At 50.0% G+C, this 24,108-nt stretch carries 26 protein-coding genes; 11 read left to right on the top strand and 15 right to left on the bottom strand.

The window, feature by feature from the left end:
* Positions 1–8: 8 nt before the first annotated feature.
* Positions 9–1,076, top strand: a complete 1,068-nt coding sequence (locus ACFQ45_RS07175) for a methyl-accepting chemotaxis protein (protein WP_377366317.1) — start codon at positions 9–11, stop codon at positions 1,074–1,076.
* A gap of 50 nt (positions 1,077–1,126) precedes the next feature.
* On the opposite strand, the gene ACFQ45_RS07180 is transcribed toward ACFQ45_RS07175, so the two are convergent.
* Positions 1,127–2,263, bottom strand: a complete 1,137-nt coding sequence (locus ACFQ45_RS07180; RefSeq protein ID WP_377366318.1) for a (R)-mandelonitrile lyase — start codon at positions 2,261–2,263, stop codon at positions 1,127–1,129.
* Between the two features lie 254 nt (positions 2,264–2,517).
* Complete coding sequence (locus ACFQ45_RS07185) at positions 2,518–3,378, bottom strand: LysR substrate-binding domain-containing protein (RefSeq protein ID WP_377366319.1); 861 nt, start codon at positions 3,376–3,378, stop codon at positions 2,518–2,520.
* 140 nt (positions 3,379–3,518) lie between these two features.
* On the opposite strand from ACFQ45_RS07185, the gene ACFQ45_RS07190 reads away from it, so the two are divergent.
* Positions 3,519–4,706 (top strand): MFS transporter, encoded by a 1,188-nt coding sequence (locus ACFQ45_RS07190; protein ID WP_377366320.1) that lies wholly within the window; start codon positions 3,519–3,521, stop codon positions 4,704–4,706.
* A gap of 14 nt (positions 4,707–4,720) precedes the next feature.
* Here the strand turns inward: ACFQ45_RS07190 and ACFQ45_RS07195 are convergent, their stop codons facing one another.
* Together ACFQ45_RS07195 and ACFQ45_RS07200 are read right to left on the bottom strand one after the other, a co-directional pair.
* Entirely contained in the window at positions 4,721–5,305 is a 585-nt protein-coding gene (locus tag ACFQ45_RS07195) for an HD domain-containing protein (RefSeq protein ID WP_377366321.1), read from the bottom strand.
* Between the two features lie 66 nt (positions 5,306–5,371).
* Positions 5,372–6,412: a ParB/Srx family N-terminal domain-containing protein gene (locus ACFQ45_RS07200; protein WP_377366322.1), complete on the bottom strand. Its 1,041-nt coding sequence runs from the start codon at positions 6,410–6,412 to the stop codon at positions 5,372–5,374.
* Positions 6,413–6,875: 463 nt separating this feature from the next.
* Here ACFQ45_RS07200 and ACFQ45_RS07205 point away from each other — a divergent pair, with 463 nt between their 5' ends.
* The 5 genes from ACFQ45_RS07205 to ACFQ45_RS07225 all read left to right on the top strand — a co-directional run bounded on the left by ACFQ45_RS07205 (position 6,876) and on the right by ACFQ45_RS07225 (position 11,822).
* Complete coding sequence (locus ACFQ45_RS07205; RefSeq protein WP_377366323.1) at positions 6,876–7,976, top strand: ABC transporter ATP-binding protein; 1,101 nt, start codon at positions 6,876–6,878, stop codon at positions 7,974–7,976.
* 91 nt (positions 7,977–8,067) lie between these two features.
* On the top strand, positions 8,068–9,162 hold the full coding sequence (locus ACFQ45_RS07210; RefSeq protein ID WP_377366324.1) for an extracellular solute-binding protein: 1,095 nt from the start codon (positions 8,068–8,070) through the stop codon (positions 9,160–9,162).
* A 77-nt stretch (positions 9,163–9,239) separates the two neighbouring features.
* Positions 9,240–10,796 (top strand): ABC transporter permease, encoded by a 1,557-nt coding sequence (locus ACFQ45_RS07215; protein ID WP_377366325.1) that lies wholly within the window; start codon positions 9,240–9,242, stop codon positions 10,794–10,796.
* A gap of 3 nt (positions 10,797–10,799) precedes the next feature.
* Positions 10,800–11,654, top strand: coding sequence for an ABC transporter permease (locus tag ACFQ45_RS07220; RefSeq protein WP_377366326.1), 855 nt, complete (start codon positions 10,800–10,802; stop codon positions 11,652–11,654).
* A gap of 15 nt (positions 11,655–11,669) precedes the next feature.
* The gene (locus ACFQ45_RS07225; RefSeq protein ID WP_377366327.1) at positions 11,670–11,822 is read left to right on the top strand and encodes a hypothetical protein; all 153 of its coding nucleotides are present in this window, start codon (positions 11,670–11,672) and stop codon (positions 11,820–11,822) included.
* A 67-nt stretch (positions 11,823–11,889) separates the two neighbouring features.
* Here ACFQ45_RS07225 and ACFQ45_RS07230 read toward each other — a convergent pair whose 3' ends face one another.
* Genes ACFQ45_RS07230 through ACFQ45_RS07245 form a run of 4 tightly spaced genes read right to left on the bottom strand, consistent with a single transcriptional unit; the run spans position 11,890 to position 14,026 of the window.
* On the bottom strand, positions 11,890–12,924 hold the full coding sequence (locus tag ACFQ45_RS07230; protein WP_377366328.1) for an NAD(P)H-dependent flavin oxidoreductase: 1,035 nt from the start codon (positions 12,922–12,924) through the stop codon (positions 11,890–11,892).
* A 45-nt stretch (positions 12,925–12,969) separates the two neighbouring features.
* Positions 12,970–13,392, bottom strand: a complete 423-nt coding sequence (locus tag ACFQ45_RS07235) for a GNAT family N-acetyltransferase (protein WP_377366329.1) — start codon at positions 13,390–13,392, stop codon at positions 12,970–12,972.
* A gap of 17 nt (positions 13,393–13,409) precedes the next feature.
* Entirely contained in the window at positions 13,410–13,658 is a 249-nt protein-coding gene (locus tag ACFQ45_RS07240; RefSeq protein WP_377366330.1) for a DUF1272 domain-containing protein, read from the bottom strand.
* A 26-nt stretch (positions 13,659–13,684) separates the two neighbouring features.
* Complete coding sequence (locus ACFQ45_RS07245) at positions 13,685–14,026, bottom strand: antibiotic biosynthesis monooxygenase family protein (protein ID WP_377366331.1); 342 nt, start codon at positions 14,024–14,026, stop codon at positions 13,685–13,687.
* A 213-nt stretch (positions 14,027–14,239) separates the two neighbouring features.
* Here ACFQ45_RS07245 and ACFQ45_RS07250 point away from each other — a divergent pair, with 213 nt between their 5' ends.
* Complete coding sequence (locus ACFQ45_RS07250; protein ID WP_377366332.1) at positions 14,240–14,416, top strand: type II toxin-antitoxin system RelE/ParE family toxin; 177 nt, start codon at positions 14,240–14,242, stop codon at positions 14,414–14,416.
* A gap of 125 nt (positions 14,417–14,541) precedes the next feature.
* Positions 14,542–14,826, top strand: a complete 285-nt coding sequence (locus tag ACFQ45_RS07255) for an addiction module antidote protein (RefSeq protein WP_377366333.1) — start codon at positions 14,542–14,544, stop codon at positions 14,824–14,826.
* 57 nt (positions 14,827–14,883) lie between these two features.
* Here the strand turns inward: ACFQ45_RS07255 and ACFQ45_RS07260 are convergent, their stop codons facing one another.
* From ACFQ45_RS07260 to uraD, 7 genes are all read right to left on the bottom strand, one after another.
* Entirely contained in the window at positions 14,884–15,249 is a 366-nt protein-coding gene (locus ACFQ45_RS07260; RefSeq protein WP_377366334.1) for a cupin domain-containing protein, read from the bottom strand.
* Between the two features lie 114 nt (positions 15,250–15,363).
* Entirely contained in the window at positions 15,364–16,590 is a 1,227-nt protein-coding gene (locus ACFQ45_RS07265; protein ID WP_377366335.1) for an allantoate amidohydrolase, read from the bottom strand.
* Complete coding sequence (locus ACFQ45_RS07270; RefSeq protein ID WP_377366336.1) at positions 16,587–17,828, bottom strand: pyridoxal-phosphate-dependent aminotransferase family protein; 1,242 nt, start codon at positions 17,826–17,828, stop codon at positions 16,587–16,589. The genes ACFQ45_RS07265 and ACFQ45_RS07270 overlap by 4 nt, the downstream gene beginning before the upstream one ends.
* A gap of 9 nt (positions 17,829–17,837) precedes the next feature.
* Positions 17,838–18,656 carry a sulfite exporter TauE/SafE family protein gene (locus tag ACFQ45_RS07275; protein WP_377366337.1) on the bottom strand — a complete coding sequence of 273 codons (819 nt, stop codon included), beginning with the start codon at positions 18,654–18,656 and terminating at the stop codon, positions 17,838–17,840.
* A gap of 44 nt (positions 18,657–18,700) precedes the next feature.
* Positions 18,701–20,287 carry a gamma-glutamyltransferase family protein gene (locus tag ACFQ45_RS07280; RefSeq protein WP_377366338.1) on the bottom strand — a complete coding sequence of 529 codons (1,587 nt, stop codon included), beginning with the start codon at positions 20,285–20,287 and terminating at the stop codon, positions 18,701–18,703.
* Between the two features lie 3 nt (positions 20,288–20,290).
* The gene (locus ACFQ45_RS07285; RefSeq protein WP_377366339.1) at positions 20,291–21,466 is read right to left on the bottom strand and encodes an amidase; all 1,176 of its coding nucleotides are present in this window, start codon (positions 21,464–21,466) and stop codon (positions 20,291–20,293) included.
* A 78-nt stretch (positions 21,467–21,544) separates the two neighbouring features.
* Positions 21,545–22,087 carry a 2-oxo-4-hydroxy-4-carboxy-5-ureidoimidazoline decarboxylase gene (uraD, locus tag ACFQ45_RS07290; protein ID WP_377366340.1) on the bottom strand — a complete coding sequence of 181 codons (543 nt, stop codon included), beginning with the start codon at positions 22,085–22,087 and terminating at the stop codon, positions 21,545–21,547.
* Positions 22,088–22,220: 133 nt separating this feature from the next.
* Here uraD and uraH point away from each other — a divergent pair, with 133 nt between their 5' ends.
* Positions 22,221–22,577: a hydroxyisourate hydrolase gene (gene uraH, locus ACFQ45_RS07295; protein ID WP_377366341.1), complete on the top strand. Its 357-nt coding sequence runs from the start codon at positions 22,221–22,223 to the stop codon at positions 22,575–22,577.
* Between the two features lie 199 nt (positions 22,578–22,776).
* Positions 22,777–23,931, top strand: a complete 1,155-nt coding sequence (gene hpxO, locus ACFQ45_RS07300) for an FAD-dependent urate hydroxylase HpxO (protein ID WP_377366342.1) — start codon at positions 22,777–22,779, stop codon at positions 23,929–23,931.
* Positions 23,932–24,108 lie beyond the last annotated feature (177 nt).

The following is a 24,108-nucleotide window of genomic DNA, read 5'->3' on the forward strand; positions in this document are numbered from 1 at the left end:
GGCGTCATATGTTTGGTAAGCAGAAAAGACTGCAGCTGGAGGCTCAACTGGCCGCTCGAGAAGCGCAAGTCGAACAGTTAGAACGTGACAAGCTGAGTTTAACCAGTGCCTTGGCTGAAGCGCAGCAGACAATAGAGAGTCGCTTGCAACCTGCGAATGATGACGATCACCTTTTGTCCGCTCAGGCCGCTGGCTTAGCCCCAGTGTTAGCGGTGATTTCACAGGTGTCAGATCACTTGTTTGAACCAATGAGTGCGTCAGAAGGGACGAATCAGGACATTTTAAAAAACCAACAAGAGATTGAGCGATTGTCTGGAGCCATTCGACAAATCGCGGCGCAAACTCAAACCAGTCTCAGTGATGTAAATGTCTTACAGCAGACGGCAGGAGATATTAAAAACTTCACTGATATCATCCAGAGTATCTCTGAACAAACCAATTTACTGGCCTTAAATGCAGCCATTGAAGCGGCTCGAGCAGGGGAATACGGCCGGGGGTTCGCGGTGGTGGCGGATGAGGTGCGTACCCTAGCCAACAAGGCGCGAGAGTCCAGTGAACAGATTTCTGTGTTGGTGGCGCAAATTGATGAGCGTACCCGAGGCGTAAGCGAGCAAATTAATGCGTTGCACCAGCAAACCGTGTCGGTAAACGATGCCTGTTATCAGCTTGACCAGTCCTTTGAGCGCACTGTTGCTAGCACGACAGGTCTGATGGATGCGGGTTACCGTTCCATGGCGTTTGCCCATACAGCAACCGTGTTATTAGAGTTGCAGCAATGGAAAATGGATGTGCTTTTGGCGGCACAAAATGGTCAGCGGTTTGAGCGCTCCGTGCGCGATACAGAATTTGGTCAGTGGTATCTTCAAGGGACAGACAATGAATTTGATTTTCGACAGCAGGATGCTTTTCAGAAGATTTTAGGTCACTTAGAGCAGCTCGATGAGCTAAGAGAAAGTCATTGGGCTATAAGTGCTCCAGCAGATTTGGTGGGATTAGAAGCCGCAGTACAACATCACATTCGAGCTCTTCATGGCCAGTTAGAAGCGGTGCAGGCATACCTTTTTAAGCATCTATAAAAAATGGCAAGCGCCTGAGGGGCGCTTGCTAATCAAGGGGTAGTTCTTAATTATTTGCTTGTTGCCTCAATCGCATCAGCGATGCGCTGACCGACGGTGCGGGTGGTTGTGTGGCCAAGGTAATCCGCTAAGACGGACAGCTCTTGCTGGGTAATACCTGTATTCATCGCCATGTTGATATGGCTGCGTAGCTGAGGGTCTGTGCCAGACATAGAGGCTAAAATGGCAACGGTAAGCATTTCGCGATCTTGGTTGTTTAAAATGCCGCGTGCGAAAACGTCACCAAAAAGGTGTTTCTGCAAGAAGGTGTTTGCCACCGGAGCAAAGTCAAATAACGGCCCTGCAACGGGCTGTCCTACCAATTCCGTTTGCACCTCTGTGCCGAGTGTTAACGAGTCTTCAGGCAGTTCGTTAGGCTCATCACCTACTGCATCCGTTTTGCCTTCGGCTTTACGAGTGTCTACAACGCTCATCAGTGTACCTAGTGCATTAAGCGATTTTGGAAAACCACCATATGGATACAAGTGTACAAGCGCCTCTTTCAGTTCGTTGATCGTTGTTCCGTGATCTAAGGCTTGGTTAATGGCGACTTTTAGAGAGCCTAAGTCGTCAGAAGCTGCAAAAGCTGCCACAAGCGTAAGGTGTTGATAACGCTCTGAAATCGCATCGTAATGGGCATGGCTATGATGATGTTGTGTGGCGGCAAGCGCTGCGTGATATTGCTCGTCCGTTACTTTTTCTTTCCAGCGAACGTTCTCATCGCCTTTGCTTGCCGTGACGACGAAGTGTGTCATGCTGGAGTTTGGCGTAGCCCCATGCCAGTGATCAACGTCTTCAGGACACCAAACGGCTTCCCCTTCGTGGAACTCAATGACTTGTCCATCACGTGTTGCGGTAATGGCTGTGCCTTTGGTCACAATCATGTGTTGACCAGCAGGGTGATCGTGCCAAGCAGTGCGAGCGCCGGGTTCAAAGGTCACGTATGCGCCAGAGTAAGGAACATCATCTTGACCCGGAAAGGCCATTTGCACACTAACGTCCCCAGTAAACTTATCATCTGGACCAACAAAGGATGGTTGGCTACTAGATCCATATAGAACTTGCTGCTTTTCCGTTGCTATTGCTTCGCCAGACAGGCCTGCAACGGCTAGCAACGCGGCAGTGCTAATGCGTACTTCTTTAGACATAAAAACCTCCAATTACCCATAACGTGATCAGTTAAGATTAAAAAGCTGAGGCTTTATTACAGCATTGGGCGGGAGGGAAGATTATCGAGATTGTCCAGAAGGCTTGCCTGATTCTCTAGCAAAAGAGGAACTGATTTGGGTAATCCGTGCTGAGTTTGTCCTTATTCTAAATGGGGGCAAGGTCGGTCTTCTCAGCAGTGGTTGATATCCACTTCCCGAGCACATCATTTGACCTGACTTGTCGAGTCACTAAGTTAAACGCCGGATTGGAAAATCGGACTGTCTAGAATAATGCCTTCCAAACGTTTGGTTGCCTCGTTGGTTTTGCTGGCACTGAACAGGGTCACTTCCATTTCTGGAAGCTTGGGCAAGTCCCAATGGACCACCAAATCTTCCCCCTGATCGAGGGTATTATCTGGCAGTATGGCGACCCCAATACCGGCTCTAACGGCCGCCAGCACACCCGTGCGAGATTGGCTGGTAAAGGCGATTCGATAGGGGATGCCTTTTGCTTCTAATGCCGCACACGCCAATTTACGTTGTAAACAACCCTCCTCAAAGACAATCAAAGGTAAGACTTCTTGGGTGTGTACGAAATGATCTTTGGCGCTGACCCAAATAAGTTGGTCTCGTCGAAGACGGGTGCCACCTTGGGAGTCTGCGGTCATTTCCACCAAGGCCAAGTCGAGCTTTCCTCGATCGAGGCGATCTATAAGTTGATCTGGGCGATAGTCGCAAAAGGCCTCTAGCTCCGCTTCTGGGTAGCTCAAGATGAATTCCTGCAAGATGGGGGCAAGGATGCCGCTGGCGTATTGGTCGTGGGTACCAATACGCACTACGCCGTTGATGTCCATGTTCTGAAAGGTCCCCACGATTTGGTCATGGAGATTCAGCAACTGTTGGGCGTGGCCTTTGAGTTGGTTGCCTGCGGCCGTTAAACGTACGCCATATTGTCCCCGTTCCATTAATGGATTAGCGACCAAATCCTCTAAACGGTTCAGCTGCATGCTTACCGTGGAGGGGGCTTTGTGAAGCTGACGCCCAGCCTCGGTGAGGTTCAGGGTGTCGGCGACCACCATAAAAGTACGCAGTAATGAGATCGGCAAATCGTGCATCGGTCAGTCTTCAATAAAGTTGAACGTAGTTTTGAATATTTATCGATTTTCTGAATTTACGCAAGACTTTATGATGCGCAGATTCCCTCTTTCGAGAGGCCCCTAATACTGCTTTGAGTGCCGAGAGGTGTTTTATGGGCATGGCCATCACATTTGGATTTAATCAGGTAATTAGCCACGGCTTTGGTTTGTTTTTGTTTGCGGCCTTGATGCCGTTAATGCAGGCCAATATTCAGATTGAGAGCTGGTATTTAGCCATCGCTGGCGCTTTAACGCAGATCTCTTATTTAGCAGGGGCGATGTTATTGGGTGTCATCGGGCCGCGGGTGGAATCAGGTCGTCTCATGTTGACGACAGGGGCCATTACGACTGTCTTGCTAGGGGTCATGGCATGGTTGAGCGACCCTTTGATCATGCTTGGGGTTTTAGCGGTGATGGCTGCCAGTGCGGCTATCAGTTGGGGAGGTATTGTGGAGTTGGTTACGCGCCATGGCAGAGCGGACCGCACTGCAACCAATTTATCCATCGTCTCCAGTGGTTCGGCATGGGGCTATGGCATTAATGGTCTGGTGATTCTGCTTGTAGTACCAGTGTTAGGCTGGCGCAGTGGCTGGATGGTGGCTGCATTGGTGGGGGCTTTCGTTTGGGTTGCTACTTATCGGCTGATTAAACGATTACGAATAGAAAATGACACCCAAGACGTGGATGTTACTTTTGCCATGGGAACTGGGCAGTTATTTAAAACAGTTCTCCGTGAGCGGACTGCGTTCTTGTCCTGCTTGATGTTGTTTTTGGTGGGCATGGCGGCCATGACCTTCTCTACTTGGTTAAATACCTACTTAGCTGAGCTGTCTTTACCGACGGCACTGGGAGGTTATGCTTGGGGTGTGATTGGCGTGACGGGTATGGTCGCTGGCTTTGCTGCTGGCAAGTTATCGGATAGATACGGTCATGGTATTGCTTTGATGCTGATTTTTGTGGCGTTTGCCTTAAGTGTATTCGCTTTCCTCTACAATCCTGGGCGCTTTGTGATGCTGGCAGGCTTTGGTTACGGACTCATGTACTTCCCTATTTGGGGCATCATTGCTGGTTGGCTGAGTAAAACTTACAGCTCCAAGGCGACCATGCAGATCAATGGTATCGGAATGGTTACTTTTGGTCTGGGTGGTGCCTTGGGCAACTTGATGGCAGGGGCGGTGCAAAGTACTACGGGCTCCCTTGAGTTGATGTATGTCGTTATTGCCTTGATTGCCTTAGGCTTAGTTGTGATCGCGGGTTACATTTATTTGTCAGCTTTTCAACTTGTATGGGGGCCAAAGAAGGTGTGATGTCTCACACCTTCTTATCTATTGGAAAAGTGGCTTTCAACCCATTTGGAGGCTACTTGCCATAGCGCTTTTGAACCTTTACTAATCACACTACCGTAGCGGGATGTCACCTGCTCCTTGCTCACCTTTCCTTCCACCCATGTACCCCCTTGGGTTTCGATATTGTGTACCAAGGGTTGTAAGCGATCTAAGGATTTAGCAAAACGTGCGTCGGCACTTTCAGCGGCTTCAAACTCATACCAAAGGGACTTAAGTTCTATCCCTTGCTCGGTCGGGAGCAAACCAAAGATTCGATCCGCAGCCGCCTGTTCGGTGGCTTCTTGCACGGAATTGTCACTGGTTTCGTGGATTGGGTGGTCCCCTGCATCAATCTCAACGATGTCATGAATCAGCAGCATTTTAATGACGCGCTCCACATTGATTGGCTCGTCTGCTGTGTCTTTTAGGATCAAGGCATACATGGCCAAATGCCAAGAATGCTCGGCGGAGTTTTCCTTGCGGGATTGGTCGATCAAGGGGGATTTACGGACCACGGACTTGAGTTGATCGATCTCTTTTAGAAACTGGATTTGTTGTGATAGAGCAAGAGAAGAAGACATGTCAATGCAGTACCTAGGTGAAGCGAAAGAGTCGTGACACTAACCCAGTGATCAGCATTCGCCAAGTTATTTGCCCTCTTTAGTGATCGCAGGGTGATGATTGAAGCTTCTGTTGACGGCAAGGGTAGTAGTGTCGATCATCTTCAGTGTGGGAGCAGTTTTCACTGTCAGGTCATAGCTTAAACCTTGGCCGGAAGCGCTGGTTTTATAGCGCAGCATGTAATCTACCTTGCCATTTTTTTTAAGGAGCTTGTCTAAGCCCTTTTGATTGAATCCGCTAAATTGCCCCATGGCTTTTGCCGAACGCTGTGAATCACCTATGTTTGAGCTTTTTATCCCTAAAATGGCGTTACTGTTAGCGCGAATGGCCTCTTCGTAGCCAGTCATAGAGTTCAAATCGAATGCGCTGATATCAATCTGATTTCGTAGTTCTTTTGCCCAGTAAAATTCTAGGAAAGGGATGGGGTCTTTCGGCTTGTCCCAGCCAACGTCACGGGAAAAATACATCAGTGAGCGGTACGGATCATTGGTGAACTGGGTAATACCTAAAGATTGAGGTAAGTTTTGCCCACTGATGGAATTACCTGTTTCATCTAAAAGCCAGACGTTGCCGTCTTTTTTTATCATTTTCCAGAAGGTTTCCATGGAGTTAAGGTTTCGGTAGTCCTTGTCTATAACCACGTTTATACGAAAATCCGCGCCGCCATCGGACATTTGATAGAAAGCATTAAACGTATGGTGGCCATCGGTTAAGTAATAGTCCCCATCGGGTGCTATGACGATGGTTTTCATGTCTTTCTTATGGGTGCCGACTGGGTCATCACATTGAAATGTGTTGGCGATATTAGGGTGTGCGTTGTTTTGAATGGATGAAACGCCTTTTTGCCCATTGGCTTCACAGATCTCGTCATACATTTTCTCCCGATCAAATTGATAGCGGCCCAGTTTATACATGATCTGATCGTAACCAACTGAAGGTTGAGTAGGGTGAAGTTGATTAAGTGTCACTTCCACAATGTCGCCTTGCTTCAGGTCTAAGGCATAACTTGGTAAGGCGGTTACGCAGGCCACATAGGTGGCACTGGTGATAAGCGTTTTAAACAACATAGGGCGTCCTCTGGATTAATAAAGCGTCTGAACACCACATTAGTGAGAGAGTATGACAGCGATATTATGTTTCGTGCTTGTTGTGTGAGCGATATTTGTTATTTGTGCATGGTGAGTTGGCTTTTTCTCTATTTTTTGCTTGATAATTTTGTTTGGTCGATGGTTTTAGTTGCATTGCATCAGGTAGGTGCATGGGATTTTGTTGCTAACCAAAATTGCACATTCGGTTAAATATTTGACGAGTTTTAAAGCTGTTTTAAGAGTTATATGGATAGACTTCAAATCAGTTGTGGCGCGCCTCAGAGCGATTTTTTGTATATAAAATAATCTATTAGGCATGGTTCATGCAGTAAAGATCTTGTTAAATCATTACTTGAAACTTTCATTTAAATGATCGATCTTAATATGGAAATTAGAACTCTAATTAATATTGCTTACAATTTTGGCGAGAAGAGGGAAAGTTTTGGATTCCAATAATGACTCAGGTTTTGTTGTTTTTGACCAAGTTCAGAAAAGCTATGACGGCGTAACGCTTGTTGTTAAAAACTTAAATCTTTCGATTGCCAAAGGCGAATTTGTCACCATGTTGGGCCCCTCGGGCTCTGGTAAAACTACCTGTCTAATGATGTTGGCAGGATTCGAAACTGCTACCCATGGGGACATCTTGCTCGATGGCCGTCCGATCAACAACATTCCGCCCCATAAGCGTGGTATCGGAATGGTGTTTCAAAACTACGCTTTGTTCCCACACATGACCGTGGCAGAAAACTTGGCGTTTCCCCTACAGGTTCGCAACATCGGTAAATCCGAACAACAAGAGAAAGTTCGCCGCGCGCTGGACATGGTGCAGATGAGTAAGTTTGCTAATCGTCGCCCAGTGCAGTTATCCGGTGGCCAGCAGCAGCGTATCGCCTTGGCCCGTGCCTTGGTGTTTGAGCCAGAGCTGGTGTTAATGGACGAACCCCTTGGCGCCTTGGATAAGCAGCTTCGTGAACACATGCAGCTGGAGATCAAACGCTTGCACGAACGCTTAGGCATCTCCGTTGTGTACGTTACCCACGACCAATCGGAAGCTCTGACTATGTCGGACCGTGTGGCGGTGTTTAACGACGGCGTGATTAAGCAGTTAGCACCACCTGAAGAGCTTTACGATAAACCCGACAATGCCTTTGTGGCTCAGTTTATCGGTGAAAACAACCGCCTAGTGGGTAAGGTTGAAGCGACTGACGGTGATTACGCTAGCGTGCGTCTTGCGTCCGGCGAGGTATGCCAAGCTCTGGCGGTGAACTGCCCAGAAGTTGGCGGTGAAACCACCCTTTCTATTCGTCCAGAACGTGTCCTAATCGGTGACAAAGCGCAATCAAACACTGTGACAGCCACGGTACTGGAACAAATCTATCTCGGCGACCATGTGCGTTGTCGCATGTCTGTCCACGGCGATGATGAGTTTATCGTGAAGGTGCCTAATGCTCCGGGCAACAGCCCTCTACAAGTGGGTCAAACGGCTCAAATTGGCTGGGCACCGGAAGATTGTCGAGCACTGGATATGGATACGGCTGGCTAGTCAGCCACACACAATTTGAATGAGGTGTTTCCGTCGTCCCCGTCGAGGAAACACTGCACTGAACTCGGGGTGAACTACGGAGAGATAAGTAATGAAGATAGCAACGAAACTGCTCCTAACGGGCGTTAGTGCCTCAGTATCATTAACCGTAGCGGCCAAGGATTTGACGGTCGTGTCATGGGGTGGCGCATATTCCAATTCACAGCTGAAGGCCTACAGCGAGCCTTACATGGCAATGAACCCAGACGTGAACATCATCAACGACGAAAGCTCCAACGAAGCGGTGGCCAAATTACGTGCCATGAACGAAGCGGGTAATGTTACTTGGGACGTAGTTGACGTGGTCGCATCCGACGCCATGCGTCTGTGTGATGAAGGCTTGGCCATGGAAATCGACCATGACGAAATGCTAGCGCCAGGGGTTGATGGTTCCTCCCCTGAAGACGACTTTGGCGACTTGATTGTCTCTGAATGTTTCATTCCTCAAATCGTATATTCTACGACCTTTGGTTACCGTACAGACATGGTAGGCGATACACCTCCAACCAGTGTGTGTGATGTGTTCGACACAGTGAAATACCCAGGTAAACGTGCTCTCGAAAAACGTCCAATCAACAACATGGAGTGGGCGTTAATGTGTGATGGCGTTGCCAAAGATGAGGTCTATGACGTACTTGAAACCCCAGAAGGTCAAGAGCGTGCCCTAGCGAAACTAGACACCATCAAAGACGATGTGATCTGGTGGTCTGCTGGTGCGGATACGCCACAGTTACTGGCCGACGGTGAAGTGGTTATGGGTTCTACTTACAACGGTCGTCTGTTCTCTTTGATCGTAGAGAAAGAGCAGCCAGTGGCCATGCTATGGGACGCACAGGTATTTGACCTTGATGGTTGGATTATCCCAGCCGGTCTTCCAGAAGATCGCCTAGAAGCTGCATTGGACTACGTTTACTTTGCGACGGATTCTCAGCGTCTAGCGGATCAAGCGAAATACATTTCCTACGGTCCTGCGCGTGAATCCTCTGCGCCATTGGTGGGTAAGCATGCGGAGCTAGGTATCGACATGGCACCACACATGCCTACAGATCCTAAAAACGCCACCAACACCTTCTTGTACAACTATGAGTTTTGGGCGGACTATCGTGATGACATCGATGCGAAGTTCCAAGCTTGGTTGGCACGCTAATCGTTCGCACTAAGGCGAATCCTCACTCACTCTCCTAATGAGGAGAGTGAGTCTCACCCTGATACGACTGATGGCCTATGAGTGAAAAAGTTTCAAATCAGCCACTGCTCGCAGCAGATGGCACCCCGTTAAAGAGCAGCCTTAATCGCGCATTGCGGATGCAGAAATTAAGAGCCTTGATGCTCATTGCTCCGCTGCTGATCTTTGTACTGATTACCTTTATTTTCCCGATCTACGACATGCTGTTTAGGTCCGTGGAAAATGACATCGTCTCAAACACCTTGCCGCGCACGGTTGTGCAGCTCGAAAACTGGTCTGAGGACAGTGGCGAAGCCCCCGGCGAAGATGTTTTTGCAGCCTTTTACACCGACTTATATTTGGCATCAGAGTATAAAACTCACACTCGTTTAGGCTCCCGCCTAAACTACCAACAAACGGGCATTTCATCCCTTTTTCGTAAGACGGGCCGCCGTGTCCAGCGCTTCGATACGGATGTCTATACCGACCAATTTGAAGCCTTGAACCCACAATGGGCATCTCCCACGTTCTGGGCGAGCTTTATGGACAATGAGCGGGTGCAGCAATTGCTGCCAGAAACCGCTTCCAGCTATGCAGGCTGGCGTGAATTTATCATCAGCGAAGAAGACGACCCTAATCAGGAAACCCCAGAAGATTTCGTTTACACCTCCTTGTATCGCGATCTGATGAAACTGTCTGAGCGCGGTGCCTCCGTGCGTAATGCAGACATTCGCAATGGGATGAATGCCGTGGGCAGCTTTGAAAGCGTGAGCCTCAAAGAGCAGTTCATCGATGCGGATGAGGATTGGGCTGACCCTCAGTATTGGGCGACGATCAAACTTTATTCTGGGGAGTACACTTCGGGTTACTTCTTAAATGCCGTGGACATGGAACAAACCACAGACGGTGCGGAGCTTAAGCCGGAGAACGAACGTATCTACGGTACCTTGTTTGCACGCACTATTTACATGTCCTTGTTTATCATGGGTTGTACCATCCTCTTGGGCTACCCGGTGGCATTCCTATTGGCAAACATCTCCCGTAGATCTGCTAACTTATTGTTAATACTTGTGTTGTTGCCGTTTTGGACATCCTTGCTGGTACGTACTTCCGCTTGGAAGGTGCTGTTGCAGCAACAGGGGGTTATCAACGACATCCTAGTGTGGAGTGGTCTAATTGATGAAGCAGGGCGGTTAATCATGATCAATAACCAGCTGGGTACCATCATTGCCATGACCCATATCTTGCTGCCTTTCATGATTTTACCCTTGTACTCCGTGATGCAAACCATACCGCCGAGCTATGTGCGTGCGGCAAAATCTCTGGGAGCCAATGACTGGACTGCCTTTAGACGGGTGTATTTCCCTCAGTCTATTCCGGGTATCGGTGCGGGTTCGATCTTGGTGTTTATCATGTCTATTGGTTACTACATCACGCCAGAAATCGTAGGTGGTACTCAAGGCGTGTTCATTTCGAACCGAATCGCTTACCACATCTCCAGCTCCTTGAACTGGGGCTTGGCATCCGCCTTGGGGGCAATCTTGCTCGCGGTGGTGCTGATTCTCTATTGGCTATACGACAGATTTGTCGGCATTGATAACATGAAACTGGGGTAGCTTATGATCCATTTACCGAACTACGCCACGCCGCTACAAAAGTTTTGGTTCTATGCCTTTCGAGTGATTTGTGGGCTGGTATTCTTCTTTTTGATTGCGCCGATTGTGGTGATTATTCCGCTGTCGTTTAACGCCGAGGACTTCTTTACTTTCACTAAGGAAATGATTGCTTTGGACCCGGCGGGGTATTCTTTGAAGCACTATGAGGACTTCTTTACTAACTCCGACTGGACTGGAGCGCTGTATAACTCGGTACGCATTGCACCGGTGGCAACCTTGCTGTCTGTAGGGCTTGGTACTTTGGCGGCCATTGGCTTAAGCCAATCCCATGTGCCGTTTAAGCGAGCCATCATGGCGATTCTGATTTCGCCGATGATTGTGCCATTGGTTATCTCTGCTGCGGGTATGTACTTCTTTTATAGCCGTATCGGATTACAAGGTACCTATTGGGGGGTTGTGCTTGCCCATGCGGTGTTGGGTATTCCGTTTGTGATCATTACCGTCACAGCCACCTTGGTGGGATTTGATCGCTCTTTAACACGGGCTGCGGCTAATTTGGGGGCGAACCCTGTTACCACCTTTTTCCGTATTCAAATGCCATTGATATTGCCGGGGATCATTTCCGGGGGCTTATTTGCCTTCATTACCTCATTTGATGAGGTGGTTGTGGTGCTGTTTGTCGGCTCCGCGAGTCAAAAGACCTTACCATGGCAGATGTTTACAGGACTGCGTGAGCAAATCAGTCCGACTATTTTGGCGGTGGCATCCATCATGGTGCTCTTGTCTATCTTGCTACTGGCTTTGGTCGAAATACTTCGCCGTCGTTCGGAGCGCATCCGAGGCATGTCGCCGGGCTAGTCTAGGAACGCACCTATGAATAAAAAAGGGCCGCAGTTTGCGGCCCTTTTTTGGTTAATTAGCCAAAGCGCTTTGCACCTGCCACACAGACAACGGCCATTTCAGGTGCTTGAGCAGGCTCTAGATCGCTTAACTCCTCACCTAGACGCCGCGGGTGACAATCAATAACGCAAAAAGCTCGGCTCCGCTTCCATAATCGCAAAGGTCAGCATCACTGGTATCGTCTGCAGCGACCTTAGCCCGGGAAGAGTGAACGTGTGAGCTCTGCGGCAGAAACAGGGCGGCAACCACTGACATTCTGTCCGGCCCACAATGGCGAAAAGTCACCTGAGCCTAGGCTCTCAGCTTGCTTACGAAGTGGGGCAAGCGCAGGGGTGGACAATGGAAAGGGGGGCGCGTCTTGGCTGATTGGCCCAAGCTCGTCCATGACTCTATTAATAATTCCCCGTGCCGCACCACCACTGAAGATATTGGTTAATGCCGTATATTTTGCCTGCTCTGATTGTAAAGCGGCCCGGTGAATGTCTGTTGTGTTGGCTTCGTCACACAGTAAATACCCTGTGCCGATTTGAGCACCGGAGGCTCCCAAGGCCAGTGCTGCGGCGACACCCTGAGCATCGGCAATCCCACCGGCCGCGATCACTGGAACAGAAACGGCTCTGGCGATCTGTGGCACTAAGGCAAATGTGCCTACTTGTGTGGTGAGGTCTTTTGACAGGAAGAATCCACGATGGCCGCCCGCTTCGATGCCCTGAGCAATAATGGCATCTACGCCTCGCTCTTCGAGCCAAAGGGCCTCTTCAACCGTGGTGGCACTGGAAAGAATTTTACTGCCCCAGCTACGGATGCGTTGCATCAGCGCTGGGGAGGGTAAGCCAAAGTGAAAGCTGACAATGGGCGGTTTAAATGGCTCTAAAACATCCGCCATAGCGTCGCTGAAAGGTGCTCGACTTGCTCCGGTTGGTGCGTCATTTGGGTCAACACCAAGCTCTTGGTAGTAAGGGGCTAAGGTAGTACGCCAGCGAGCTTCAATCTCCGGATCAGGCGTAGGAGGCGTATGGCAGAAGAAATTTACGTTGTAAGGCTTGTCAGTCTTGCTGGTCAAGGCGGTTAACTCGGCCGCTAAGCTTTCGGCGTTTAACATAGCGCAGGGCAGCGATCCTAAACCGCCAGCGTTGGAAACCGCTACGGCCAGTTTATGGTCTTGAACCCCTGCCATGGGTGCTTGAATGATGGGTAGTTCAATACCCAATAAGGTTTGAATAGACACTTAAAATCCCTCTTCTTATTGTTTCGCTGCGTCATTTTTAATGGGCTAGCAGGATTTCTCAAAGATACGCTGGCTCTTATTGGTGATGAATCCCAGCGCCTGGTAAAACTGGTGTGCGTCTGTCCTAAGTTCATTACAGCGAACTCTGACTGTACCATCCACTTGGGTAAGAACTTCCTGCACCAACGCATTGGCAATCCCTTGGCGGCGAACGTTGGGAGCCACCACTAAACCGCCAATTTCATAAAACGACGCTGAGGCCAACCGTTGCGCCCAAAAAGCGTGAATCCAACCCACTAACTCACCGTCTTTTAGGGCAACAAACACCATATCATTGGGGGAATCTAGCAGCTCCTCTAAAGCCTGTTGGGTGTCCGCAAGGGATTGATCACCATAGCCCAAATACTGAGACACCCTATGGATGCCTATCGTATCACTTGGCTCGGCAGCACGGATCAAAAGCGTCATGGAGTCACCTCTATGGGTTAATGATGTTTTGCACAACCGCCTGCTTTCACGACTCTCTGGGTGGAAGCGGGATTGTTCACTAGCTTATCTGCAGGACGAATCGGGCGAGGAACCAAGTTGCCACCACAATTTGGGCAGATATCTTTAAGTACATCGCTTTTGCAAGTGGCGCAAAAAGTACACTCAAAGGTACAAATAAATGCCTCGTTAGAGTCTGGTGGAAGATCTTTATCACAACATTCGCAATTTGGGCGAAGCTCTAACATGGTGGACTCCTTTTAGATAATTTGGGCTAGAACCCGTAGTCGCGTTCTACTTTTGCAATGCGTACCTGATAGCTGTCATACCAACGTTCGCGGCCAGTGCGTTGGGCCTTTAGGTGTTCCGTATTGGCTTTCCATTGCTTAATGGATTCGAGATCCGACCAATAGGATACCGTAATGCCTACTTCTTCGCGGGCGGATTCGACGCCTAAAAAGCCTGACTGCTGTGCGGCGAGCTCAACCATCTTAACAGCCATTTCTCCGTAACCATCATCCCCTTGGGTGCGCAGGGACGTGAAAATGACTGCGTAATAAGGAGGCTTTGGGGTGTTGGCAAAGAGAGATGATTTTGAGTCGGTTAAATTGGACATGCTTAAGCTTCCTTGTACCAAGCTCTATGATCGAAGCAACTGAATCACTACTGGTTCAGTGGACACTTCCAAGTCACCTAGAGTGTACCACACAGACATTCTTATGCTTAGAGTGGTGATCTCTTGCGCAAATGAATAGCTTCTAGTTCATGTTAAGTTGTAAAAGACTATTTTATCAGCTAGCCTGTATTCACTTGGATACGGATGTTGACCATGTATAGCATTAAACTCACGGAAGAATTTGATGTTTGGCTCAGTGGCTTAAAAGACAATGTGGCCCGATTACGACTTGCTCGACGTTTGGAGAAAGCGTCTCGTGGAGCGTTGGGAGATGTGAAGACTGTCGGTGCAGGCGTATTTGAGATGCGAGAGCATTTTGGTCCAGGTTGACGTATGTATTACGTTCAGCAAGGCGACACCTTGATCATCATGCTTGCAGGTGGTGATAAGTCTTCCCAGAGTCGAGATATAACAAGAGCTAAGCAAATTGCGAACAATTTAAAGGAGGTGCGATTATGAGCAGTCCAGTATTGAAAAACTTTGATATGGCTGAGCAACTGCGTGATGACGCGGATATCGCAGCATACTTATCGATGGTGTTAGACGAAGGCGATACCGAAGAATTAATTGCGGCAATTGGTCATATTGCCAAAGCGAGAGGTATGACCCAGATTGCGAAGGAAAGCGGTCTTGGACGAGAAAGCTTATATAAGGCATTGCGCTCAGGTTCGCGACCCCAATTCGACACGATTTTGAAAGTGTTAAAAGCGCTCGGATTAGAGCTAAAAATTGTTGGTTAACATGACCTTATCCCCGCCAGCTTCAGGGTGAGCAGGGACAAGTCGAAACAATGGCGCTTACAGCACAGTGCCTTCTGGCAAAGTAACAAAGATCGAATGGCGGATTTCGTTATTCAGCGCCTTGGAGCAGTGGCCTTCTCCTTCCGTATCTTCTAGCAACAGCACGTCACCGCCCGCGAACTGACGGGTCTCACCAGAGGAAACGGTGAATTCACAGTGGCCTTTTAAAATGAACAATACTTGCCGCTGTGGCGCGGGGTGCCATTTAAAATCGTAGTCCCCAGGGGTTTCTCGGAAAATCATATCCCCTGCGGCGAAGCGTTCAGACAGCATGCCAATGGGGCCACCATCACGTACGGGAATAGTCACCTCGCCAAAGTGGCTTTTGCCCTGATCGTCGTTATAAATGCGTGTAAATTGCATGGTAAATTCCTGTAAGTTATTTAAGGGGGCAGATCCCTTAAGCGTCTTATGGTATCGCCTTCGCACTGCTCTCTTTAAAGGGATCTGACCCCTTTTCAGCTGGTTTTAAATTCGCTACTTCAAGTTCTGTAACGTGTGGCTTAGCACAGCTAAGGTGACGGCCACGTCTGAGGTCTCAATCGCTTCCGCTGGATGATGGCTAATACCTTTGTCACAGCGCATAAACAGCATGGCTACGGGGCAAATGTCCGCGATGGCCATGGCGTCATGTCCCGCTCCAGAAAACAGCGTATGAGACGTGATGCCTTGGGCTTCAATGGCTTGGCGTAAGCTGGCTTGCATCCCTTGGTCGCAATGGACGGCATTGGCAGCATGGGTAGGTTCGCGTTTTAACGTCACCTTACGACGCTCGGCAATGTCAGCAAATTGAGCCAAAATATCGGTCAATGCCACGTCTCGACGGTCATCAAATTCGCTGCGAATGTCTAACGAAAAAGTGGTGGCCCCAGAGATCACATTGACCCCATTTGGACGGTTATTGATTTGACCAACGGTGGCAACCACCCCGTGTTTGATCGCACAGGACTCTACCGCCAAGATCATTTCACTGGTGGCAGCAAGTGCGTCTAAACGCAGTGGCATAGGCACAGTGCCCGCGTGTCCTGCCATACCAGTGACGGAAAATTCAAAACGCTTGGCCCCAGCTATGGCGCTGACCACGCCTACTGGTAGATCTAAGTCTTCCAGTACCGGACCTTGCTCAATATGAAGCTCTAGGTAGCCCGCCAGATTATCCGTAGGGATAGCGGCTTCGGGGATGGCGTCAAAGGACAGTCCAAAGTCTTGTAGGGCTTGGGCAAGGCTGATGCCATTTTCGTCTTCTAGGTCAGCCCAGCTGCTTGGCCATTGGCCTGTGAGGGCGCGGCTGCCTAACAGGGTCGAGCGAAAGCGAGTGCCTTCTTCGTCACCAAAACCCACCACATCCAAGTGAAATGGCAAACGAACCTTGGCGGCTTGCAGGGCCGCAATCAAGGTCACCGGAGCCACCACACCTAACATGCCGTCGTATTTGCCACCGTTAGGGACGGTGTCTAAATGACTGCCCATGATAAAGCGCGGGGCGTCGGGGGTGCTGGCTTCCCAGCGTCCCCAGAGGTTGCCTGCCTGGTCTTGCCAAGTGCTCATGCCCGCCTCTTTCATCCAGTCTCCCACTAAGGCATTGGCCTGCTGGTGTTCTGGTGTCAGGTAGCGACGGTCAAGGTGTTCGCTGGATTGGCTAATTTTGCCTAGGGTCTCCAAGCGATCCATCACCTGCTGAGCAAGTTGCTGGAAATCCTTCATAGACTGCCCTTGCCATTGGCCGCGGCGTCAGCATATACAGCCAACGCAGCGTCTACCCCTGCGCCAGCGGGGAGTGAGAAGCCAGCGCGGCGTAACACGGTTTCTAGAGATTGCAGGGTATGCAATACGGCATCTTGGCGAGCATTGTAGCCCATGGTGCCGATGCGCCAGATTTTGCCTTTTAATGGGCCGAAGCTGGTGCCGATTTCGATGTTAAAGATGTTTAGCAGGTCATGACGAATTTGCTCGCCATCCACCATGTCAGGGATGTAAACCCCCACCACGTTAGTCATCTTGTGTTTTAGGTCACCAAATGGCTTCAATCCCATGGCTTGAATGCCTTTAAGCATGGCTGTGCCAGCATTCACGTGGCGTTGTAATACTGCGTCTTGACCTTCCGTTAGCAGGCCCACGGCACATTCCCGAGAGCCAAATAGCATGGTAGCCGCTTCAGTATGGTGGTTAAGACGTTCGTCGCCCCAGTAATCCATGATCATAGCCAAGTCAAAGTAGTTTGAGCGGATACGCTGGCCTTTTGCGTCTTGGTGATGGCTGTCACGAATCCCGGCTTCCACGTGTTGGCGTTTGCGTACCGCCTCAACAAAACGATCACTCATGGAGATAGGGGCGCTGCCAGATGGGCCACCCAGACATTTTTGTAGACCAACGGTCACAGCATCCACTTGCCACGCATCGGTTTCAAATGGGTTGCCACCGATGGACGCTGTGGCATCCGTGTAAAACAACACATCGTGGGCGCGGCAAATGGCGCCTAGTTCTTCCAGAGGCTGCAACATGGTGGTTGACGTATCCCCTTGCACAATGGCCAGCACTTTTGGCTGGACACGCTTAATCGCGTCTTCGATCTGTTGCGGATCAAACACTTCGCCCCAAGGCACTTCAATGGTGTGTACTTCCGCATCGGCACGCTCTGCGATCTCGGTCAGTAGATGGCCGAAGCGACCGAAGACAGGCACCAGTACCTTATCTCCTGGCTCTAAAACCGATACCAAGGCAGCTTCGATGCCTGCACGGGAAGTGCCATCGATCAAGAAGGTCTGTTGGTTTTGAGTTTTGAATACCTGACGGTAAAGCGCCATGGTTTCGTTCATGTAACCCGTCATGGCTGGGTCATATTGACCCACCAACTGAGTGGACATGGCCTGCAATACGCGTGGGTAGCAGTTAATTGGGCCGGGACCCATTAGCAATCTTGGGGGTAAAGACAATGGCTGCATCAGGGGCTCCTAGGCTAAAACTTGGTACAACATACGTACACCTGTGAAGATGAGTACGATGGCGAAGACTTTTTTCAACATGGCCGCATTCAAGCGGTGTGCAAGACCAGCACCCACAGGGGCAAACAAGACAGTTAACGGAATAATGCAGGCTGCACCCACTAGGTTAACTAGACCCACTGTGCCAAAAGGCGAATCAATTGGGGTTTGGCCAACGATCAACATGGTGACCGCGGCAGGCAAAGAAATGATCAAACCCACTGCTGCTGCAGTACCGACTGCACGGTGAGCAGGGTAGTTACAGAACGTCAGTGTTGGGACGGTGAGGGTACCGCCACCGATGCCGACCATAGAGCTGAAGAAGCCAATGCAAGTTGCAATGATGCTTTGGCCCCCTTTGCCTGGCAAAGATTGAAACAAGGCGTCTTTTTTACCCAGCAACATATTGATGGCGGACAGGGTGGCGATCACACCAAATAATAGGGTAAGCCATTGGCCGTCTACTTGAGTTACCACATAGCTACCAATTAACACGCCTAAAAAGATAAACACGCCCCATTGCTTCAGCAGCGCGAAGTCCACGTTGCCTTTAGCGCTGTGCGCGCGAATAGAGCTGATAGAGGTGGGAATAATGGTCGCAAGAGAGGTGGCCGTGGCCACTAACATGGCGGTATCTGCACTGACGCCAAGGCCTTGATACAGGAAGAACAGCACCGGCACGATGACGATGCCGCCTCCTACGCCCAGTAATCCTGCGAGAATACCAGCAATGACGCCTGTGCCCATCATGGCGAGAATCATGGAATAGTTTTCCATTATGAATGACATCTTACGCTTACTCCTAACATTCGGTGTTAATTGACGATTTACGTCTACTGTGTGATTGATTGGGTGTCGCAGGCTATGGCGGCGCCATCGCTGCGAGGGTCTGTGGCCGCTTCGGTTTGGCCATCAGGTTTGAGCACCACCGCGCCAGCGTGCCCCATGAGTTCGTTGCAGGCATCGACGACGACCATGTCGTGGCCTCGCTGAATCAAGGTGTTGCCTGCCAGCTCGGCGAAATCGGCTTCAACCTTGAGGTTATGGCTGACATCCCCCCAAGTGCGACCTAGCAGCCAGCGTCCTTCGCTGATGGCCTTTTCTAGGGGCATCTTATGGTAAACATAGCGACTAAATAGCGCTGCTTGGGTTTGTGGCTGGCCTTCCCCTCCCATGGTGCCGTAGCTGATACGACGGCCATCGGACAGTTCGGCAAAGGCCGGGTTTAATGTATGAAATGGCTTTAAATTGGGCTTAAGTTCTTGCAAATGGCCCGCTTCTAAACTAAAGGATGAACCTCGGTTATTCCAAACAATGCCGGTACTTGGGCTAACAATGCCGCTGCCAAATTCCCAGTACAAGCTCTGAATGTAGCTCACCATGCGTCCTTCTGCGTCACAGGCTCCCATCCAAATGGTATCCCCGTGTTTTGCCGCATGGGGCCAAGGCTGAGCCGTGTTGAGTTGGATCTTCTCAACCATGCTGTCTAGTGAGGCGTCACTTAGTAGGTCTTGTAAATCCAAGGCCAAACGAGCGGTATCCGTGACGTATTCATTACGGGCGATAAAGGCTTGTTTCGTGGCTTCAATCAGCAAGTGGGCCATGTCCACATCACTGCCGTCTCCTAACGCGTGGATACGGTCGTATAGAGCCAAGATGATCAAGGAGGCAATGCCTTGTGTCGGCGCGGGTAAATTGTAAAGGGTGCCGGCTTGGGTGGTGACACTTAATGGCGTTACTTGTTCTGCACGGTAATTATGAAAATCGGCTAATCGAATAGGAGAGCCCGCGGCTTCCAAATCGGCAGCTAACCGCTCGGCAATAGCGCCCTGATAAAAATCGTCTAATCCCACCTCTGCGAGGTGTTTTAAGGTCTCAGCAAGGGTGGTTAACGACAGTGTTTTGCCTGCAGTTAAGGTCTGATTATCATCTAAAAACTGAGAAAAACCCGGCAACATCGCTAAATCTGCATGAACTTTGTTGCTTGCCGCTTGTAAGCTTTCGGTGATCTGGATGCCTGACTCAGCGTGGTTAATGGCGTTGCTCAATAGACTGCTAAGTGACTTAGGTGTTTGCCAAAAAGCACTGATGTCCAACGCCTTTTGCCAACCTGCCACGGCACCTGCCATGGTCAATGCTGCTTTGCCGCCACGGGCAGGAATAGAATCTTCCCCTTGGTAAAAATCGAGAGTGGCCAACTGTGCAGCCTTACCTGATGCATCGATGCCAATAGGGGCTTTACCCGGCTCGCTAATCAGCCAAAAGCCATCGCCACCAAGGCCATTCATATGGGGGTATACCACAGCAATGGTGGCCGCAGCCGCAACCATGGCTTCAATAGCGGTGCCACCTTGTTCGAGAATGGCTTGTCCAGCTTTAGTGGCTTCGTGGTGGGGCGCGGTAAAAGCGATATGAGCCATGGGTTACTCCATTAACGATTTAGCAAAAGCGATTAACGACAAATCACTGCCCCGTGGGCCGATGAGGGACACGCCACAGGGAGCGCCTTCTATCTCGCAAACAGGAAGGTGCAGTTGTGGGTAACCACATAAGCCAGCGATGGCGGTCAGTTCTAGTAACTGGTTGCGATAGTCGGCCAGCTCAGCGTCTGCCATGGTTAACTCCGGAGCGCGCCCCGGTGTTGTTGGCAGGATTAAAATACTGTCTTGGATCGCCTCATCCATCCACGCGCGAAAGGCGGCTTGCTGGGTTTTGGCTTGTTCAACATCACTGGCCGTTAGGGTCTTGGTCCATTCAAATCGGCTGGCAATGTCAGGGGCAAAGTCTGGATCATGTTGGATGATCCAAGCACCGTGGGTTTGCCAAATCTCAGCCCCTTGTAGGGTGCGGAAGGTGGCGCCTGTTTGCCAATGTATTGGATCAATTTCCAAGGAGCCGTCTAAGGTCAGTTTACCCGCTTGTTGCCAATCGTTTAGCTGCTGTGCAAGCTCGACCTTGTGCTCTACTTGGTTCATTAAGGTGTTTGCAATCAACACCTTAGATAACTTTGGTTGCTGATTAGGTAGCAGTGACTGGGCCACTTTTTCAAGACTTGGCAGGGTGCGGGTCATAAAACCAACGGTGTCGAACGATGGTGCCAAAGCGACCATATTGTCCGCAGGGATGGCCCCATGAGTAGGGCGTAAACCGTATAAGCCGTTATAGCTGGACGGCACACGAATAGAGCCACCAGTGTCGGTACCAAGACCAATGTCTGCTAAATCTTGGGACACAGCCACCGCTGAACCTGATGACGACCCACCTGGGAGGCGGTTAGGGGTCACCGGGTTTTGCGGTGTTCCGTAATGAATGTTTTGTCCGTTAAGGCTATAAGCCAGTTCATCAGTAATGGTTTTGCCCACGAAGGTGGCACCATCGGCGATGAGTTTGCTAACACAGGAAGCGGTGTGTGTTGGTGTTGCATGAGTCGCAAGCCAAGTTGGGTTGCCCGCTGTAGTGGGCAAGCCTGCCATATGAAACAAGTCTTTCACCGCTAAACGAAAACTTTGCAGAGGCTGCGACTGAACCTCAGCACCTGCGGGGGCTGAATAAGCGGTCGGCAAACGCAAAAAAGGATGTTGAACGAGTGAATGTTTCATGGATGCTCCTGTGTATTTTTTTATGAAACAATTGTTTCGTGATCTTGTCAACTGAAACAAGCGGCTAGTCGTTTTTTGTTAGCGTTGCCAAAATTCCGCTGGAAAATCCCCTAAACGAAAGCCTGCAATCTTGTGAACTTCCTTCAGCGCCCGATCAAACTCTGTGTCACGGTCGTTTGGAACTCGTTCTTTGAAACCTGCCAAGATTTGTTCTTTGGTGGCGCCTTTCACGGCCATGATGAAGGGAAAACCAAACTTGCTCCGGTAGGTGTTGTTGAGTTCGGTGAAGGTGGCCAGTTCATCAGGGGAGCATTGGTCTAGCCCGGCACCCGCCTGTTCACTGGTGCTGGCGTGAGTCAGCTCACCCGCTAAAGCGGCCTTGCCTGCTAAGTCTGGGTGGGCACATAGTAAAGCCAGTTTGCGCTCATGGTCTGCTTGGTCCACCAAGGCCTGCATGGCGTCTCGCACTGCATCGTGAAGGGGAAGCGAGCTGGATGCTAGGGCGTTACGTTGTTCGAACACGCCTTCAGCAACCCATTCGGAGTGCTCATAGATGTCTTTTAAGGCATTGATAAAGCTGGCTTTATCTAGGGAAAGAAGTGACCCATTGGTGGTCGTCATGGTTGGTTTCCTTGTGTAATGGCCATCATGAATGGCATGTTTTTTGTTTTGGCACTGTTCACTTTTGCGTTGGGAAAGCGCTTAATTTTAAGATCTTCGCCCACCCGTTCACTTTAAAATGTTAGGAATCAGCATGGGAAATTTAACAACACATATTCTAGATACTACCTGTGGCCTTGCGGCGCCAGGGGTGCACATTCGATTGTCACGAGTGAATGGGGATGGTACTCGTACAGAGTTACATACAACCCTCTCAAATGAGGACGGTCGCTGTGATGCCCCTTTGCTAAGCGGTGAATCGTTTGTTTCAGGACAATACGAACTAGAGTTCGCTATTGGCGATTATTTCGCTGCAAAGGACGTTCCCATGTCTGAGCCACGCTTCTTAGATGTGGTCGTGCTGCGCTTCGGTATTGCCGATGAAGACAGTCATTACCACGTGCCATTACTTGTGACGCCTTATTCCTACAGCACTTACCGCGGTAGCTAGTTATTGCATTGTCTTTGTGCGCCTCGCTCCATGGTGGTGCAATGGCGCGGTTGGTTTGACCTTGAATCAGATGTTTCAGATTTCGCCGCAAACCCTTTGAAATTATTGTTTCATAAAAAATAATGCGGAAACAATCGTTTTAGGTATGAATCTTGCCCTAGCAGAAGAATAGATTTGTTTTGCATTGAAGAGGAAAACCATGAAAGCAATCATCATTGGCGCAGGTATTGGCGGCATGTCGGCAGCCGTCGCGTTGAAACAAAAAGGCATTGAGTGTGAGATCTTTGAAGCAGTCAAAGAGATGAAGCCTGTCGGTGCAGCGATTTCGATTTGGTCCAATGGTGTCAAATGCATGAACCATCTAGGGATGGGGAAAATCATGGATGACTTGGGTGGGCCGATGCGCAAGATGGCCTATAACGAAGGTTTGTCCGGTGCCACCATGACCCAATTTAGTTTGGCTCCCTTGGTGGAAGAGGTTGGCGAGCGTCCGTGTCCGGTTGCTCGAGCGGATCTTCAAGCACAGATGATCGATTGGTGGGGACGTGACAAGGTCAACTTTGGTAAGCGCCTTGAATCCGTCTCCCAAGACAAAGAAGGTGTCACCGCCACCTTTACCGATGGCTCCACCGCTTCCGCTGACTTTATGATCGCCGCAGATGGCGCTCACTCGATTGCCCGCGAATACGTCTTGGGTGAGAAGGTTGAACGACGCTACGCAGGCTATGTGAATTGGAATGGCTTGGTAGAGGTCGATGATGCCATTGCCCCTGCCGACCAGTGGACTATGTTTGTGGCCGATGGCAAACGCGTTTCAGTAATGCCGATTGCAGACAACCGCTTTTACTTCTTCTTTGATGTGCCTCTGCCTCTTGGGCTTGAGCAAGATCGATCCACGGTGAAGGCTGACCTAAAAGGCTATTTTGATGGTTGGGCGCAACCCGTACAGACATTAATCGATGCTATTAACCCAGATACCACCAACCGCATTGAGATCCACGATGTTGAGCCGTTCCGCCCATTGGTGAAAGGTAAGGTGGCTTTATTAGGGGATGCGGGACACAGCACTACGCCAGACATTGGCCAAGGTGGTTGTGCGGCCATGGAGGATTCTGTGGTACTGGGGCAGTGCTTTGCCGAGACACAAGACATTGAAATGGCCTTGGCCCAGTACAACGATGCGCGAGTAGAGCGTGTTAAGGATTTAGTACTCAAGGCCCGTGTTCGCTGTGACGTGACCCATGGCTTCAACCCGGAAGTCACTCAGGCATGGTACGACGAACTGCGGGAAGAGACAGGTACTGGCATTATGCAGGGACTGTCGAAAACCATATTAGGTGGGCCCTTAGGCTAACCTATGACCGTTTGACATAATGATTTGGGGCTTCGGCCCCTTTTTTTGGCCAATACAAAATTGTAGGAGCTGATTGCATCAGCGACGAGGTCAGCATCCCAGATGCCAGGCAGAAGTGTCCTCAAGAACTGGCTCTTCTGTAGGTCGTGATTCATCGCGACAACGCCCCAGCAACCT

Source organism: Rhodanobacter aciditrophus (assembly GCF_042679525.1).
In the GTDB taxonomy this organism is placed as follows: domain Bacteria; phylum Pseudomonadota; class Gammaproteobacteria; order Pseudomonadales; family Marinomonadaceae; genus Marinomonas; species Marinomonas aciditrophus.

What these genes read in the sequence shown, in the direction of transcription:
- uraD (WP_377366340.1), bottom strand. Translation starts at nt 22,087, where the DNA reads ATGACGACCACCAATGGGTCACTTCTTTCCCTAGATAAAGCCAGCTTT.
- ACFQ45_RS07280 (WP_377366338.1), bottom strand. Translation starts at nt 20,287, where the DNA reads ATGGCTCATATCGCTTTTACCGCGCCCCACCACGAAGCCACTAAAGCT.
- ACFQ45_RS07265 (WP_377366335.1), bottom strand. Translation starts at nt 16,590, where the DNA reads ATGAAGGATTTCCAGCAACTTGCTCAGCAGGTGATGGATCGCTTGGAG.
- ACFQ45_RS07275 (WP_377366337.1), bottom strand. Translation starts at nt 18,656, where the DNA reads ATGTCATTCATAATGGAAAACTATTCCATGATTCTCGCCATGATGGGC.
- ACFQ45_RS07175 (WP_377366317.1), top strand. Translation starts at nt 9, where the DNA reads ATGTTTGGTAAGCAGAAAAGACTGCAGCTGGAGGCTCAACTGGCCGCT.
- ACFQ45_RS07240 (WP_377366330.1), bottom strand. Translation starts at nt 13,658, where the DNA reads ATGTTAGAGCTTCGCCCAAATTGCGAATGTTGTGATAAAGATCTTCCA.
- ACFQ45_RS07235 (WP_377366329.1), bottom strand. Translation starts at nt 13,392, where the DNA reads ATGACGCTTTTGATCCGTGCTGCCGAGCCAAGTGATACGATAGGCATC.
- ACFQ45_RS07215 (WP_377366325.1), top strand. Translation starts at nt 9,240, where the DNA reads ATGAGTGAAAAAGTTTCAAATCAGCCACTGCTCGCAGCAGATGGCACC.
- ACFQ45_RS07255 (WP_377366333.1), top strand. Translation starts at nt 14,542, where the DNA reads ATGAGCAGTCCAGTATTGAAAAACTTTGATATGGCTGAGCAACTGCGT.
- ACFQ45_RS07190 (WP_377366320.1), top strand. Translation starts at nt 3,519, where the DNA reads ATGGCCATCACATTTGGATTTAATCAGGTAATTAGCCACGGCTTTGGT.
- ACFQ45_RS07225 (WP_377366327.1), top strand. Translation starts at nt 11,670, where the DNA reads ATGAATAAAAAAGGGCCGCAGTTTGCGGCCCTTTTTTGGTTAATTAGC.
- ACFQ45_RS07260 (WP_377366334.1), bottom strand. Translation starts at nt 15,249, where the DNA reads ATGCAATTTACACGCATTTATAACGACGATCAGGGCAAAAGCCACTTT.
- ACFQ45_RS07210 (WP_377366324.1), top strand. Translation starts at nt 8,068, where the DNA reads ATGAAGATAGCAACGAAACTGCTCCTAACGGGCGTTAGTGCCTCAGTA.
- ACFQ45_RS07180 (WP_377366318.1), bottom strand. Translation starts at nt 2,263, where the DNA reads ATGTCTAAAGAAGTACGCATTAGCACTGCCGCGTTGCTAGCCGTTGCA.
- ACFQ45_RS07270 (WP_377366336.1), bottom strand. Translation starts at nt 17,828, where the DNA reads ATGCAGCCATTGTCTTTACCCCCAAGATTGCTAATGGGTCCCGGCCCA.
- ACFQ45_RS07185 (WP_377366319.1), bottom strand. Translation starts at nt 3,378, where the DNA reads ATGCACGATTTGCCGATCTCATTACTGCGTACTTTTATGGTGGTCGCC.
- uraH (WP_377366341.1), top strand. Translation starts at nt 22,221, where the DNA reads ATGGGAAATTTAACAACACATATTCTAGATACTACCTGTGGCCTTGCG.
- ACFQ45_RS07245 (WP_377366331.1), bottom strand. Translation starts at nt 14,026, where the DNA reads ATGTCCAATTTAACCGACTCAAAATCATCTCTCTTTGCCAACACCCCA.
- ACFQ45_RS07285 (WP_377366339.1), bottom strand. Translation starts at nt 21,466, where the DNA reads ATGAAACATTCACTCGTTCAACATCCTTTTTTGCGTTTGCCGACCGCT.
- ACFQ45_RS07195 (WP_377366321.1), bottom strand. Translation starts at nt 5,305, where the DNA reads ATGTCTTCTTCTCTTGCTCTATCACAACAAATCCAGTTTCTAAAAGAG.
- ACFQ45_RS07250 (WP_377366332.1), top strand. Translation starts at nt 14,240, where the DNA reads ATGTATAGCATTAAACTCACGGAAGAATTTGATGTTTGGCTCAGTGGC.
- ACFQ45_RS07200 (WP_377366322.1), bottom strand. Translation starts at nt 6,412, where the DNA reads ATGTTGTTTAAAACGCTTATCACCAGTGCCACCTATGTGGCCTGCGTA.
- ACFQ45_RS07220 (WP_377366326.1), top strand. Translation starts at nt 10,800, where the DNA reads ATGATCCATTTACCGAACTACGCCACGCCGCTACAAAAGTTTTGGTTC.
- hpxO (WP_377366342.1), top strand. Translation starts at nt 22,777, where the DNA reads ATGAAAGCAATCATCATTGGCGCAGGTATTGGCGGCATGTCGGCAGCC.